Below are 12726 nucleotides of genomic sequence, written 5' to 3'. Positions count from 1 at the left end.
AGTGGTGGTCGCGTCGCGTCAGGCGGCGAGGGCGAGTGCGGAGGCGCGAGCCGTGGCGGCCGGCGGGCCGCGCCGGATCACCGTGTGCTGGAGTGCGGTCGTGCGGGGCATCGCAGGGGCCGGCCCCTCGGCGTGCACGGGGCGCGGACCTGCCTCCGGCGCTCCCGGCAACCCGGCGCGCAGGGCGCGCACCAACGCGAGTGCGGCCCGCAGGGAGCGCACGAGCGCCCCTTCGGTGACCCCTTGCGCCGACAGTTCGGTGAGCCGCAGCAGGGCCAGGTCGCCGTGGCGCAGTAGCCAGCCGGCGGCGATCGCCGCGAGGACGTGGCCGATCAGCATCGGCAGGGACGGCCACAGCGAGGCCGACGCCCCGGTGTCCGACGGCAGATGCGTGTGCGCACCCGTGGCCGGCTGGATCCGGGCGTCGGTGAGGATCTTGTGCGCCTGCGCCGGGCTGATCGCCGCGGCCGTCGTGCCGCACACGAACCGCGCGGCCTGCTGGACCAGCGTGGCGTCACTGGTTCCCGCGGGCACCGACGATGTGGCGGCGGTGCCGTGCTGACCGAGCCCGAACAGCGTGTGCAACACCGTCTGGCCGGCCGCGAGCAGCGCCGCGATCCCCGGCAGCGAGCGCACCCGCCCGGCGAACGGCGCCGCCACGGCGAGCACCCCGAGGAACCCGGCGCCCAGCGTCCACAGCGGAATGCCGTCGCAGGAGGCGAGCGCGTGACCTGCCCCGGCCAGCACGACACAGACCGCGGCGAACACCGCGGCCCGCAGGATCCGGAGCGTGAGTCCGGAGCGCGTCGCGCACGCGTGGGGGGCAGTCATGGCGGGCTCATCATCGCACTGGTCACCCAGGCCCCGTGCAGCAGGTCCGCAAGATGCCGTACGACCGGAACGTCACACTCTGGCCCCGCCCGTCCCTCCACATACACCGATCAGGGCTAGGGCGCATCCGCCGTATGGGCGGTGTCACGTCAACTTCACGCTTACATGCGGGGACTCAGGGCAATACGTAACGGTATGTCGAGCCGCGGCCAGGAGGCTGGAGCATGAGCATCTGGTGGTCACTCCATCTGCGGCGCGAAGCTGCGAGCGTGCCGCTCGCCAGGCGCCTTCTGATCGGCACGATGGAGACCGCGGGCGTCGATCCCGACATCTCCTACGACCTCTCCGTCGCCCTCAGCGAGGCCTGCGCGAACGCCGTGGAGCACGGCGGGGACACGGCACGCGGCGGCCCCGGTTCGGAGGCGTACCGGGTCACGGCGTACCTCGACGGCGAGAAGTGCCGAATCGAGGTCGCCGACGCGGGCCCGGGGTTCCCCGCGGCTTCCGCCGGCCGGTCCCGCCCGCCGATCCGGCCCGCGCATGTCGACGCGGAGAACGGCAGAGGGTTGTGCCTCATCGAGCAGCTCGCCGACCATGTCCACATCGGCAACAAGCCGGGCCGGGGCGGGGCCGTGGTGAGCTTCGACAAGGTCCTCAAATGGCGGAAGGACGCCGCGCCGCTGATGGCGGTCTGACCTTCGCCGACGCCCGATCGGCTCGGAGGCGGTGTTTCACGTGAAACACCGGCCCTCCCGCCTTCCGTCCCCTACAGCGCACCCCAGTCCAGTGTCGTCCGGGCCAGCTCCGCCACCTGTGTGAGCAGCGCCAGCCGCGCCGCGCGGACCGCCGGATCGGGGTCCATCACCAGCACCTCGTCGAAGAAGGCACTGATCGCTTCGACCAGCGGGGCGGAGGCCTCGATCAGTGCGCCGAGGTCGTCCTCGCGGCCGTGCAGGGCCTGGCGTACGGCGTCGGTGCACTCGGCGAAACGCAGCTCGGCGGGCGCGGTCAGCAGGGACGGATCCGCCGCCGCGACACCGCCCTCGGGAAGGATGCGCACCACCCGCTGGAACGCGGCAGCGAGTGCCTCGAACTCCTCCGTGCCGATGTGCCGCTCCAGCGTGGCCAGGGTGCGGTCGCCGTGCGAGGGCCGGTCGGCCCACACCAGGACGGCCTGGACGAGCCGGTGCTCGTGCCCGGCGTCCGTGAGCTGCTGCTCGTAGCGCCGGGTGATCAGCTCGGCGGCCTCGGCCACCCGCTCGACGGGCACCTCCACGCCCTGCGCGGCGTACCGTACGGCCGCCGCGCGCAGCCCTTCGCTCACCCGCACCCCGGCCACGGCGGGAAGACTCCGCAGCACGTTCAGCAGCCCGATCGCGGCCCGGCGCACCCCGTACGGATCGGAACTCCCGGTCGGCGCGGCCCCGATCACGAACATGCCCGTCACCAGGTCGAACCGGTCGGCGAGCGACAGCACGGCACCCGCGTCCCCAACCGGCAGCGCGCCGCCGGCGGAGCGCGGCAGCTCCATCTCGGCCAGGGCCCGCGCGACCTCGGCGGACTCACCGGCCCGGCGCGCGTACTCCTCGGCCATCACCCCGGCCAGTCCGGAGAACTCGATCACCATCTGCGACGCCAGATCGAACTTCGCCAGCGCACCGGCGCGCCGCACGACCTCCACCGCCTCCTCCCCGAGCCCGGCCCGCCCGGCCAGGTCGAGGGCGAGGGAGGCGAGCCGGTCGGCGCGGTCGGCGACCGTACCGAGCCGGTCCTCGAACGTCAGCTTGTCCAGCCGCCGCCGGAACTCCTCCGGGGCCACCTTCAGATCCGCCCGCCAGAAGAACGCGGCGTCCTCGTAACGGGCCCGCAGCACCGCCTCGTTGCCCGCCCGCACCACGTCGTCGTCGCACAGGGCGTTGGCGAAGGTGACGAAGTGCGGCATCAGCCGCTCGCCGTCCAGCACCGGCAGATAGCGCTGGTGCTTGCGCATCACGGTGGTCAGGACGCTCGCGGGCAGTTCCAGATAGCGCTCGTCGAACGACCCCCGCACGGCGTACGGGAACTCCAGGATGTCGGTGATCTCGTCGACCAGATCGGCCTGACCCTCCACATCGATCCGCCCGCCGACCTCGGCGGCCGCCTCCAGGGCGCCACGGACCACCGCACCGCGCCGGGCGTCCCGGTCGAGCAGGATGCCGTGCATGTGCAGGAAGTGCGGGTAGCCCTCGGCGGAGGTCACCCGGACCTCCGGGTAAGGGGCCTGGCGCTGCACCCGCGTGGTGTCACTCGCGGCGAGCGAGGAGACCACCACGGGCAGGGGAGTACGGCCCAGCAGCGCGAGCAGCCAGCGCACGGGCCGTGAGAACGACAGACCCGGGTCGCTCCACCGCATGTTGCGGCCGGCGCGCAGCCCCGACACGACCTCGGCCAGCAGATCGCTGAGCACCTCGACGGCCGGACGGCCCTCCTCGTGCCGGGTGACGGCCACGTACTCGACACCCTTGACGTCGACGATCCGCACGTCGGTCGGCTCGGCCCCCTGACTGCGCGCGAAGCCCAGCAGGGCGGGTGTCGGAGCGCCGTCCTTGAAGGCGGCGGCGACCTTGGGGCCGCGCACGGTCCGCATGGTGTCCCGCTCGCGCGGCTGCACGCCCTCGACGGTGATCACGATCCGGCGTGGCGTGGCCATCACGGTGATCGCCCCGTGACCCAGCCGGGTCGCTGCGAGCTTGGCGGTGACCGACTCGCGCACCGCTTCGGTGGTGGCGGGGACGTCGGCGTAGGGCAGTTCCTCCACGCCGATCTCGAACAGCAGCGTCTCGGCGTCGGGCACCTTGGGGAGCGCGGCCCGCTGGGCCGGGGCCGGCGCGGCCGCCACCCCGAGCGGATGCTCCAGAGCCGCCCGCCGACGCTCCCACAGCTTGGCCGACTCATGCGTCAGGCCGCGCATCAGCGCGAACGCCTTGGCCCGCTCGGTGGTGCTGATCGCACCGCGCGCGTCGAGCACGTTGAAGGTGTGGCTGCACTTGAGCACGTACGTGTACGCCGGGACCGGCAGCTCCAGGTCGAGCAGGCGCCGGGCCTCGGCCGCGTAGGCCTCGAACAGCCGGTGGTTGGTGTCGAGGTCGGCGTCGTCGAGGTAGTACCGGCTCATCTCGTACTCGTTCTGCCCGAACACCTCCCCGTACGTGATGCCCGGCGCGTAGACGATGTCCTTGAAGTGGGACACGCCCTGAAGGTTCATCAGGATGCGTTCGAGGCCGTACGTGATCTCCACCGACACCGGGTCCAGGGCGACACCGCCGACCTGCTGGAAGTACGTGAACTGGGTGATCTCCATGCCGTCCAGCCAGACCTCCCAGCCGAGCCCCCAGGCGCCGAGCGCGGGCGAGGCCCAGTTGTCCTCGACGAACCGCACGTCGTGCGCGCCCAGGTCGACACCGAGCGCCTTCAGGCTGCCCAGGTACAGCTCCTGCGGGTTGCCCGGGTCGGGCTTGAGGATGACCTGGAACTGGGTGTGGGTCTGGAGCCGGTTGGGGTTCTCTCCGTAGCGCGAGTCGTCCGGCCGCACGCTCGGCTCGACGTAGGCGACGCTCCACGGCTCGGGACCGAGCACCCGCAGCGCCGTGGCCGGGTTGGCCGTACCCGCTCCGACCTCGGTGTTCAACGGCTGCGTGATCATGCAGCCGTTGTCGCTCCAGTACTTCTGCAGGGTGAGGATGGCGTCCTGCATGGTCAGCGCCGTCTGGACGTTCTTCATGATGATCGCGCCTGTTCCCCGAGTCGGACCGGCAAGGTCGGCCATGATCTCACACGCCAAGCAGCGTTGACCTGCGGTTTTTTACCACCGGAGGTGCCCTGTGGTCTCAGGTGCGCGGGGAACTGCGCGACCAGCCCCCACGCACCCGCACCCGGGACTCAGCCCTTGACGGACGCCATCCACGCCTCGACCTCGTCCGCCCGACGAGGCAACGCCGCACTCAGATTCCGGTTGCCGTCCTCCGTCACGAGGATGTCGTCCTCGATCCGCACACCGATACCCCGGTACTCCTCCGGCACCGTCAGGTCATCGGCCTGGAAGTACAGCCCCGGCTCGACGGTCAGGCACATCCCCGGCTCCAGCACACCGTCGACGTACGTCTCGGTCCGCGCGGCAGCGCAGTCGTGCACGTCCATCCCGAGCATGTGCCCGGTCCCGTGCAGCGTCCACCGCCGCTGAAGCCCCAGCTCCAGCACCCGCTCCACCGGCCCCTCGACCAGCCCCCACTCGACCAGCTTCTCGGCCAGCACCCGCTGCGCGGCGTCGTGGAAGTCCCGGTACTTCGCGCCCGGCCGCACCGCCGCGATCCCGGCCTCCTGGGCCTCGTACACGGCGTCGTAGATCTTCCGCTGGAGCTCGCTGAACCGCCCGTTGACCGGCAGCGTGCGCGTCACGTCCGCGGTGTAGTACGTGTGCGTCTCCACACCCGCGTCGAGCAGCAGCAGATCGCCCGAGCGCACGGGCCCGTCGTTGCGCACCCAGTGCAGCGTGCAGGCGTGAGGTCCGGCGGCGGCGATCGTGCCGTAGCCGACGTCGTTGCCCTCCACCCGCGCGCGGAGGAAGAACGTGCCCTCGATGTACCGCTCGGAGGTCGCCTCGGCCTTGTCGAGGACCTTCACCACGTCCTCGAAGCCGCGCACGGTCGAGTCGACGGCCTTCTGGAGCTCGCCGATCTCGAAGTCGTCCTTGACCAGTCGCGCCTCGGAGAGGAAGACCCGCAGCTCCTCGTCGCGCTCGGCGGTGACCTTGTCGGTCAGCGCCGCCTCGATGCCGGCGTCGTACCCGCGCACGACCCGCACCGGGCCCGTGGCCTCGCGCAGTGCCCCGGCCAGCTCGCGCACGTCGGAGGCGGGGATGCCGTACAGCTGCTCCGCCTCGGTGAGGGAGTGCCGGCGGCCGACCCACAGCTCGCCCTGGCCGTCCAGCCAGAACTCGCCGTTCTCCCGGTTCGAACGCGGCAGGAGGTAGATCGTCGCCTCGTGCCCCTCGCCCCTGGGCTCCAGGACCAGGACGCCGTCCTCGGTCTGGTTGCCGGTCAGGTAGGCGTACTCGACGGAGGCGCGGAACGCGTACTCGGTGTCGTTCGAGCGGGTCTTCAGGTTGCCCGCGGGGATCACCAGCCGCTCGCCCGGGAAGCGCGCGGACAGCGCGGCCCGGCGGGCGGCGGTCTCGGCGGCCTGGGCGATGGGCTCGAGGTCACGCAGCTCGGTGTCGGCCCAGCCGCTCTTCATGTTCTCGGCAAGCTCGTCGGACACGCCGGGGTACAGTCCGTTCTTCCGCTGCTTGATCGGCTCTTCTTCGGCAGTCTCCGGGGTGTCCGAAGGCTCTTCTGCCACGGCGGTCATCCTCCTCGATACGGCACTGGACCGCTCTCCACTTTACGGCGGCGGGGAAGCGGCCTCAGGGCGATGACGAGGAGCGTTACTCGAACCGCACCGCCAGCAGGACGACGTCCTCCGCACCGTCGGCCGCGTCGAGCCCGTCCGGCAGCACGCTGCGCAGGACGTGGTCGGCGAGGGCGCCGGGATCGCACCGCAGGGCCCGGGGCGCTCCGGCCGCCGCCGCGTGCAGCCGGGCGAAGGCCCGGTCGGTGGTCTCGCCGGTGCGGTGCAGCAGCCCGTCGGTGTACAGCAGAACCGTCTCCCCGGGCTCGGCGAGGATCTCCACGCTCGGCGCCTCCCAGCAGGCGAGCATGCCCAGCGGGGCGGAGACCGACGTCTCCACGAACTCGGTGCGGCGCTGTCCGATCAGCAGCGGCGGACTGTGCCCGGCGCCGGCCAGCGTGATCTTGCGGGCGGCCGGTTCGCAGTAGCCGAACAGGGCGGTGGCCGAGCGGGCCGGCTCGGTCAGCCGCATCAGCAGCTCCAGGTCGGACAGGACGGCGACCGGGTCCTCCCCCTCCATCACGGCGTAGGCGCGCAGGGACGCCCGCAGCCGCCCCATCGCGGCGACCGCGCTGGGCCCCGCCCCGGTGACGGATCCGACGGCGAGGCCGAGGGCGGCGTCGGGCAGTGGCAGCGCGTCGTACCAGTCGCCGCCGCCGCGCGGGCCGGTGCGGTGCCGGGCGGCGAGCTGGACACCGGCCACCCGCGGCAGCCGCGCCGGCAGCAGTTCGTCCGACATGGTCGCCATGGCCGCGCGTGTGCGCTCCAGTTCGAGCAGCCGGGCGAGGTGCTCGGCGGCGTACCGGATGTACAGGCCGACGAGGTGGCGCTGCCGTTCGATCGGTTCGGCGGGTTCGTCGTAGAGCCACGTGACGGCGCCGAGGCGGTCGGCGGAGTCGGGGGACCCGGCGGAAGCGGGGGACCCGGTGGAAGCGGAGGACCCGGCTGACTCGGGGGTCAGCGGGAGGGCGTAGCTGGCGGCGTAGCCGAGGCGGGCCGCGACCTCGCGGTGGCGGGGATCGAGCCCTTCCTCGGCGAACAGGTCGGGTTCGGCGATGCCGTCCTCGCCGCCGGGCAGTCCGTCGAGGATCCGGCCGTAGGACAGGGCGCTGCGGGGCACGGTCTCGATGTGGCCGAGGTCGGCGCGCGCCAGGCCCAGACCGACGGTGGTGTCCGGGCCGAGTCCGTCGCCGGGTTCCAGGACGACGAGGCCGCGGCGGGCGCCCACCAGGGCGGCGCCGGCCCGCAGCAGTTCCTGGAGCGCCTCGTCGAGCGCGCAGGTGCGGGTCAGACGCTCGGTCAGCTCGTGGAGGGTGGTGAGGTCGGAGACCCAGCCGGCGAGACGGTCCTGGAGTACCGCGCCCGGTGGGGCCGGAGGGTTTGGCGGGGCAGCCGGGGAGGTACCCGCCGCGACGGGCGTGACAGTGTGTGCGGGCGCCGGAACCGTTGAATCGATTCCAGCCACTTTCGGAGGGTGCGGGGCGTTCATGGCGTCCGGCTTTCCGACCAGCGCGTACTGCTCAAAAGCATCGCAAACCCCCATGTCATTCTGCGCCGCTAGCAGTGTCTCCACATGTACACGCACTCGTGAGGAGATGTCCAGCATTGTCCTGCTGGGATTCCTGGTGTCCGTGAGGTCTGAGGGAAGAACTCTCCTTCCTCTTGCGTAAATGCGAAGTTGGCCTAAAACTGCCGCAAGGGACGGCTTATTGCGGTCGACTGGGCTTGCTCGACGGAGCGTCACAACGGTCGTGATGGGTACGTACTCGGTGAAGGCCAGGGGTGGTTGAGAACTACCCGGAACCTGGTGACGGAGCCGGGCGTCCTATCCACCGACGACCGTGCCCCATCCTCCCGTGGCGGAGGCGGAGAGAAATACGCGCGACGGCAAACGCCATACTTCGCCACCCCTACGCCACGCCCATGCTTTTGATAGACGCAGTATGGGCGGGACGGCCGCGGAGGCAGCCAAAGCTCGACCCATAGGGGTTCCCCTTGCGCACGGCAGGGGTGTGATGCGCCAACAGGTACGCACAGTGAAGTGATCGACACATGATGTGATGTGGACCACGGTGTTGCCGGCGTGCAACGGAAAGGAACGAGCGCTCATGCGCGAGATCCTCGGAAGGCGACGCGGGCTCCTGTCCCAGCGCAGCGACGGGAGGCCTGAGCTGATCGGCGCGGCCCTGACCTACGCGACGGAATGGCAGTGGCCCGTACTCCCCGGCGTGGCGGCGGACCCCGAGGGGCGCAACCGCTGCGGTTGCCCTGACCCCGAGTGCACGGTTCCCGGCGCGCACCCCTTCGACCCCGGCCTCCTCGCGGCCACCACCGACGGGCGCATGGTCCGCTGGTGGTGGAGCAACCGGCCGACGGCGCCGATCGTCCTGGCCACCGGAGGCAAGGCCCCCTGCGCGGTCTCCCTGCCGGCGCTGCCGGCCGCCCGCGCCCTCGAGGCGCTCGACCGCTCGGGGCTGCGGCTCGGCCCGGTCGTCGCCTCCCCGAGCCGGTGGGCGATCCTCGTGAAGCCGTACTCCATGGAGCAGCTCGGCGAACTGCTCTACGCCAAGGACTTCGTGCCCGGCTCCCTCCGCTTCCACGGCGAGGGCGGCTACCTGGCGCTGCCGCCGTCCGAGACGGGCCCGGGCGAGATCCGCTGGGAGCGGGCGCCGCTGCCCGGCTCCGCCTCGCCGTGGGTGCCGGATGTGGAGGCCGTGGTGGACGCCGTGGTCGAGGCCCTCACCCGTACGGGTGTGAGCGCGCCCGAGTTCTAGGGCTGTCGGGCGCGCCGAGCCCGGGTTCCGTCCCGGGGCGTTATGTTCCGGGGCCATGCCGCGTCATTCCCGGGGCCGTCCCCGGGACCTCAGAAAGTTCCGGTTTCTCGCCCTCGCGGGTGTCGTGGCGGCGTGCGCGGTCGCACTGCCGCTGGCGGTGGCGTCCGCGGGCTCCCCGAATTTCCCGGGCTCACCAGGCCCCCGCGGGTCAGGGGATACAACACACGCCGGGGGTTCGGCGGACCACACCGGCGTGCGTTCCTCCGAGCCGTCCGCGGACGGCAAGACGCCTCCCGCCGTGGCCGGCCTCCCCGACCTCGGCCCGGGCCTGCCGACCGCCGCGCGCTGCGGTCCCGAACTCTCCTCCCCCGAGGGCGTCGAGGCGCAGACCTGTGTCGTGACGCAGGCCGCGCACACCTGGGCGCGGACCTACTACCGCAATGCGACCGGCGAGGCGCTCGACGCCGTACTGAGTCTGATGGGGCCCGGCGCCCGCACCGTGCAGATCACCTGCGCCGTGGGTGCCGAGGACGAACCGGGGACCTGCGAGACACCCCGTGAGCCCGCACGCGGGGATCTGGCGGCATACACGGCGGTCGCGGAGTTCGCCCGGCGGGCCGGCCACGGGCCGCTGCTGCTGCGCTCGGGGAGCAACTCGCCCACGTAGTCCGCCAGTTGAGGAGCGGCTGCGTTCGGTGAACGGCCGCGCGCATGAAAAGACCCGGTTGCTGGCGACGGGGGATGCACCAGCAACCGGGCTACAGGAACGGTAACAAGAGATCGGCGGTTCGCAAATTCGATCTCGCCCTTTCCGGTCACCGGTCGGCTTGTCCCGGCCGGGAGTGGTGAAGGGCGTCACCCGTCCCGAGCGCGAGGGTCCGGTCGGCCGTCCGGGCGGCCGGACCGGGCCCGTGACAAGCCGTCAGCTGAGCGTGACCTGCCGGTTGGTGAGGCCGCCCCGCGCGCGGCGCTCGTCCGGAGTGAGCGGCGCGTCCGAGGCCAGGGCGGTGGCGAGGCGCTCGGCGAACTCCGCCGCCGGCTTCTCCACGTCCTCGGCCTTGACCCCGCTCGGCAGGTCCCAGACCGGCACGGTGAGCCCGTGAGCGCGGAAGGAACCCACGAGACGGGTGCCCTCGCCGAGGCTCGACCGGCCCGCGGCGTGCAGCCGCGCGAGAGCGTCCAGAAGCTGCTCCTCGGGGTGGGGCATGACCCACCGCAAATGATTCTTCTCGGGCGTCTCGCACCAGTACGCGGCGTCCACGCCCTGGAGCTTGACGGTCGGAATGGCCGCGGCGTTGGCCCGCTCCAGGGAGGCGGTCACCTCCGGTGTGGCGCCGGCCGGGTCCGGCACCCAGAACTCGAAGCCGCTGTGCACTTCTGGCTCGAACGCGCCCTTCGGGTCGAGCAGATCCTGCAGTCGCGGCCCGTCGGCCGGGGCGCGGCGGCCCTGCACCGGGGTGCCGGGCTCGGCTTCCAGGGCACGCTGGAGGATGTCGGCGAGGTCGCGGCTGAGGTCGCCCGACGAGGTGTCGTTCTGCAGGCCGAGCAGGACCGAGCCGTCGTCGCGGCGCAGGGCGGGCCAGGCCATCGGAAGGACCGTGGCCAGCGTGACCGCCGGGACGCCCTCGGGGAGGCCGTCCTTGAGCGTCAGCCCGGCCGTGGCCGCCGGGACCAGCTCGCGCAGGGCCACCCAGTCGCACTCGCCGGGCAGGCCCTCGAAGGGGCGGTGCACCAGCTCGGTCACGGCGTGGGCAGCGGCCCGGCCGTGACAGGCCTTGTAACGGCGGCCGCTGCCGCAGGGGCAGGGCTCGCGAGCGCCGACGACCGGGATCTCTCCGTCCGTGATCTGCGGGCGCTTGGCCTTCGTCTGGGGTCGCTTCTTGGCCATCGATGGGTCTCCCGGTTACGGCTCGTCTCGTACGGTCGCGAGCCTAGCCGTTCGTGCCCCGGGGGACGGGGTCCTGTGGACGACGCGGGCCTGTGGACAACACGGGTGACGCACATGTGGGCGACGGGGTGGTCCGGCGCCGGGTCAGTCCATGTCCTCGAAGGCGTCCGCGAAGTCCAGCCCCGGTATCTGGGACACCGCCGGGGCCGTGACGCGCGTCGCGAAGTCGTCGCGGCGGTGTCCGGCGTCCGGGTCGTACACGTCGGCGTGGACGACGACCCACACGGTGACCTCGCCGCGGATGTCGTCCCGGACACCCCAGTCGTCGGCCAGCGCGGTGATGATGTTCAGCCCGCGGCCGCCGTGCGCCGTGACCGACGGGGTCGCGGGAGCGGGGCGGGTCGGGCCGCCGCCGTCCGTGACCTCGACGATGAGCCGCCCGGACGGGTCCACGCGCCACGCGGCACGGACGTCACCGTCGCCGGAGAACGCGTCGCCCAGGGGCCTGCCGTGTTTGCACGCGTTGCTCAAAAGTTCGGAAAGGATCAGTACGGCGTCGTCGATGACCGATTCCGCTACGCCACCTCTGCGCAACTGTGCACGCATACGGTGTCTCGCTTCCCCCACGCCCGCAGGGCCATGGGGTACGGCCATGCTCGACGACGTGGGCACCTCCTGTGCCACCACCAACGCCACCCCCGAGACCTCCTTCGCCCCACGCCACGGTGTGGATGCCCCATTGGCCTGTACCGGAAACCGGCCAATCCACGTCCGGTGACGCATTCACCACGACCGAACACGGACCGAACGCGCCGGAGCACTCCCTGTCATCGTGTGGCTGGATTTCATCGGTGTGGCCGAGATGCGAGGATCCCGTCCGGCAAGGGGCGAGGTCAAGAGGTGTGCGTGGGTCTGGTGTGACATGTGGGGCCGGCGGGCCTCAGCGGCCGAGTTGGTCGAGCACCGCGCGCGGGCGGTTGGTGATGATGGCGTCGACGCCCAGGCCGACACAGAGATCCACGTCCTCGGGCTCGTTCACGGTCCACACGTGCACCTGGTGGCCGGCCTGCTTCAGGCGCTCCACATAGAGGGGGTGGTTGCGCACGATCCGCAGGGACGGGCCCGCGATCGGCACGCCCGGGGGCAGTCGTCCGTCGCGCAGCCGGGGCGAGACGAACTGGGCCAGGTACACCGTCGGCAGGGTCGGTGAGGCGGCACGCACGCGGTGCAGCGAGCGGGCCGAGAAGCTCATGACCCGCACCGGGGACTCCTCGGCGGCGGCCGGGGCGTCGAGGCCGAACCGCTTCAGCAGGACCAGCAGCCGCTCCTCGACCTGTCCCGCCCAGCGGGTGGGGTGCTTGGTCTCGATGGCCAGTTCCACCCGGCGTCCGGCGTCGGCGACGAGTTCGAGCAGCCGCTCCNNGCGGTCGTGCACGCACACCAGGTGGCCGTCGGCGGTGAGGCGCACATCGCATTCGAGGGCGTCCGCGCCGTCCTCGATGGCTTTGGTGTACGCGGCCAGGGTGTGTTCCGGGGCGTCCTCGGAGGCCCCGCGGTGGGCGACGACCTGAATCACATGCTGTCGTGCGTGAGTCACCGCGTCATGGTGCCACCGAGCGCGGGTACGCGTCTGGTCGGACGGACCCGGCGGATCCAGAGGTCCGGACGGAGGCATAGGAATTGCATCCTTTTCGTTGGTAATGACCTATATAAAGAATGGCCCCGGACCCACAGCCACCGCTTATGGTGCTCTGACGGCCAGTGGGAAAAGCTGACGGCATACAAAGGGACAAGCACAGCTGTATCGCG

Annotated in this window: 10 protein-coding genes; 3 read left to right on the top strand and 7 right to left on the bottom strand. The window is 71.8% G+C overall.

The genetic code is table 11. The features are described from left to right. Positions 1-18 precede the first annotated feature (18 nt). Positions 19-831, bottom strand: a complete 813-nt coding sequence (locus tag CCL05_RS11620) for a hypothetical protein (RefSeq protein WP_086560424.1) — start codon at positions 829-831, stop codon at positions 19-21. Between the two features lie 224 nt (positions 832-1055). Here CCL05_RS11620 and CCL05_RS11615 point away from each other — a divergent pair, with 224 nt between their 5' ends. Further along, positions 1056-1526, top strand: coding sequence for an ATP-binding protein (locus tag CCL05_RS11615; protein WP_086560423.1), 471 nt, complete (start codon positions 1056-1058; stop codon positions 1524-1526). Between the two features lie 71 nt (positions 1527-1597). On the opposite strand, the gene CCL05_RS11610 is transcribed toward CCL05_RS11615, so the two are convergent. The 3 genes from CCL05_RS11610 to CCL05_RS11600 form a co-directional block, all read right to left on the bottom strand. Next, positions 1598-4591: a glycine--tRNA ligase gene (locus CCL05_RS11610; RefSeq protein WP_086560422.1), complete on the bottom strand. Its 2994-nt coding sequence runs from the start codon at positions 4589-4591 to the stop codon at positions 1598-1600. 158 nt (positions 4592-4749) lie between these two features. Beyond that, positions 4750-6216 (bottom strand): aminopeptidase P family protein, encoded by a 1467-nt coding sequence (locus tag CCL05_RS11605; protein ID WP_086560421.1) that lies wholly within the window; start codon positions 6214-6216, stop codon positions 4750-4752. A 76-nt stretch (positions 6217-6292) separates the two neighbouring features. After that, a complete protein-coding gene (locus CCL05_RS11600) occupies positions 6293-7861 on the bottom strand; it encodes a PP2C family protein-serine/threonine phosphatase (protein ID WP_086560420.1) in 1569 nt (522 codons plus the stop codon). Between the two features lie 502 nt (positions 7862-8363). Between CCL05_RS11600 and CCL05_RS11595 the strand changes: the two genes are divergently transcribed. Next, positions 8364-9029, top strand: coding sequence for a bifunctional DNA primase/polymerase (locus tag CCL05_RS11595; RefSeq protein WP_086560419.1), 666 nt, complete (start codon positions 8364-8366; stop codon positions 9027-9029). A 55-nt stretch (positions 9030-9084) separates the two neighbouring features. Continuing rightward, positions 9085-9696, top strand: a complete 612-nt coding sequence (locus CCL05_RS11590; protein ID WP_086560418.1) for a hypothetical protein — start codon at positions 9085-9087, stop codon at positions 9694-9696. A gap of 255 nt (positions 9697-9951) precedes the next feature. Here the strand turns inward: CCL05_RS11590 and CCL05_RS11585 are convergent, their stop codons facing one another. From CCL05_RS11585 to CCL05_RS11575, 3 genes are all read right to left on the bottom strand, one after another. Beyond that, a complete protein-coding gene (locus CCL05_RS11585) occupies positions 9952-10917 on the bottom strand; it encodes a DUF5926 family protein (RefSeq protein ID WP_086560417.1) in 966 nt (321 codons plus the stop codon). A gap of 144 nt (positions 10918-11061) precedes the next feature. After that, the gene (locus CCL05_RS11580; protein WP_086560416.1) at positions 11062-11700 is read right to left on the bottom strand and encodes an ATP-binding protein; all 639 of its coding nucleotides are present in this window, start codon (positions 11698-11700) and stop codon (positions 11062-11064) included. Positions 11701-11857: 157 nt separating this feature from the next. Continuing rightward, entirely contained in the window at positions 11858-12514 is a 657-nt protein-coding gene (locus CCL05_RS11575; RefSeq protein WP_086560415.1) for a glycerophosphodiester phosphodiesterase family protein, read from the bottom strand. Positions 12515-12726 lie beyond the last annotated feature (212 nt).

It is taken from the genome of Streptomyces africanus, from assembly GCF_002150735.1.
Taxonomy (GTDB): Bacteria; Actinomycetota; Actinomycetes; order Streptomycetales; family Streptomycetaceae; genus Streptomyces; species Streptomyces africanus.
This window is presented reverse-complemented; position numbering and strand designations above follow the sequence as displayed.

What these genes read in the sequence shown, in the direction of transcription:
- CCL05_RS11620 (WP_086560424.1), bottom strand. Translation starts at nt 831, where the DNA reads ATGACTGCCCCCCACGCGTGCGCGACGCGCTCCGGACTCACGCTCCGG.
- CCL05_RS11615 (WP_086560423.1), top strand. Translation starts at nt 1,056, where the DNA reads ATGAGCATCTGGTGGTCACTCCATCTGCGGCGCGAAGCTGCGAGCGTG.
- CCL05_RS11610 (WP_086560422.1), bottom strand. Translation starts at nt 4,591, where the DNA reads ATGAAGAACGTCCAGACGGCGCTGACCATGCAGGACGCCATCCTCACC.
- CCL05_RS11605 (WP_086560421.1), bottom strand. Translation starts at nt 6,216, where the DNA reads ATGACCGCCGTGGCAGAAGAGCCTTCGGACACCCCGGAGACTGCCGAA.
- CCL05_RS11600 (WP_086560420.1), bottom strand. Translation starts at nt 7,861, where the DNA reads ATGCTGGACATCTCCTCACGAGTGCGTGTACATGTGGAGACACTGCTA.
- CCL05_RS11595 (WP_086560419.1), top strand. Translation starts at nt 8,364, where the DNA reads ATGCGCGAGATCCTCGGAAGGCGACGCGGGCTCCTGTCCCAGCGCAGC.
- CCL05_RS11590 (WP_086560418.1), top strand. Translation starts at nt 9,085, where the DNA reads ATGCCGCGTCATTCCCGGGGCCGTCCCCGGGACCTCAGAAAGTTCCGG.
- CCL05_RS11585 (WP_086560417.1), bottom strand. Translation starts at nt 10,917, where the DNA reads ATGGCCAAGAAGCGACCCCAGACGAAGGCCAAGCGCCCGCAGATCACG.
- CCL05_RS11580 (WP_086560416.1), bottom strand. Translation starts at nt 11,700, where the DNA reads ATGCGTCACCGGACGTGGATTGGCCGGTTTCCGGTACAGGCCAATGGG.